We start from the raw sequence: 1,442 nt of genomic DNA on the forward strand, positions 1-1,442 counted from the left end.
AACAGCTAACCACTGCTTCCAGCCGACGCTCGTACCTCGCGCGGCTGAAGCGCACGTTGGCAGTCGGACGAACGCCTGGGTAAAAAGTAGAAAATTGTTTTGCTCTTTCAAAAAGAAATGTTGTAAAGAAATCGGAGTTTGGGCTTTCTCCTGTTGAACCGTGTTTTCAAATTCATCCGCTGTCTCATTCAGGGTGACCCATCCGTTCAACCCTTGTGGCGGTTACCGGCTCAGCCGTTCTCAGGGCGGCCCGCTCGTTCGAAGGCTTTCACGGCTTTGATCAGCGTTTGGTTCTGGTTGTTCTTTGTCACACCTGGCATATTGTTTCCACGTTCCCCGGCATTGGGTTCATAAACTCTTGTTCCCCACCCATTCGCCATTGTGAATCAATCTGCCAACAATTGCTTCCACCGGACCGGGCTACAGCTTGTCCCTTTTGAAAGTCTTTAGTTTTTCAACCTTTTTCGCCCATCGGCCCAGCGTCTCGATTCGCCGCCCGGCCGGTGAAGCACACGTTGGCAGTCGGACGAACGCCTGGGAGAAAAGTAGAAAATTGATTTGTTCTTTCAAAAAGAAATGTTGTAAAGAAATCGGAGTTTGGGCTTTCTCCTGTTGAACGACTTTTAAAATTCAACCGCTGTCTCGTTCAGGGTGGCCCATCTTCTCAACCCTTGTGGCGGTTTCCGTCTCCCTCGTTCTCAGGGCGGCCCGCTCGTTCGAATGCTTTCATGGCTTTGATCACCGCTTGGTTCTGGTTGTTCTTTGTCACACCTGGCATATTGTTTCCACGCTCTCCGGCATTGGGTTCATAAACTCCTGTTCCCCATCCATTCGTCACCGTGAATCAATCTGCCAACAATTGCTTCCACCGGACCGGGCTACAGCGTGTCCCTTTTGGAAGTCTTTAGTTTTTCAACCTTTTTCGCCCATCTGCCCGGCGCCTCGTCTCGCCGCCCGGCCGGTGAAGCACACGTTGGCAGTCGGACGAACGCCTGGGAGAAAAGTAGAAAATTGATTTGCTCTTTCAAAAACAAATGTTGTAAAGAAATCGGAGTTTGGATTTTCTCCTGTTGAACGACTTTTCAAATTCAACCGCTGTCTCGTTCAGGGTGGCCCATCCGCTCAACCCTTGTGGCGGTTTCCGGCTCCCTCGTTCTCAGGGCGGCCCGCTCTTTTGAAGGCTTTCACGGCTTTGATCAGCGTTTGGTTCTGGTTGTTCTTTGTCACACCCGGCATATTGTTTCCACGTTCCCCGGCATTGGGGTCATCACGTCCGGTCCCAATCCATTCGCCACTGTGAATCAATCTGCCAACAATTGCTTCCACCGGACCGGGCTACAGCTTGTCCCATTAGGAAGTCTTTAGTTTTTCAACCTTTTTCGCCCATCGGCCCTGCGTCTCGATTCGCCGCCCGGCCGGTGAAGCACACGTTGGCAGTCGGA

General features: G+C 51.7%; 1 protein-coding gene. It reads right to left on the reverse strand.

The window, feature by feature from the left end:
- Window positions 1-912: 912 nt before the first annotated feature.
- Window positions 913-1,092: a hypothetical protein gene (locus tag ACYQ11_RS22020; protein WP_459925988.1), complete on the reverse strand. Its 180-nt coding sequence runs from the start codon at window positions 1,090-1,092 to the stop codon at window positions 913-915.
- Between the last annotated feature and the right edge of the window lie 350 nt (window positions 1,093-1,442).

It is taken from the genome of Desulfatiferula olefinivorans (genome assembly GCF_054657895.1).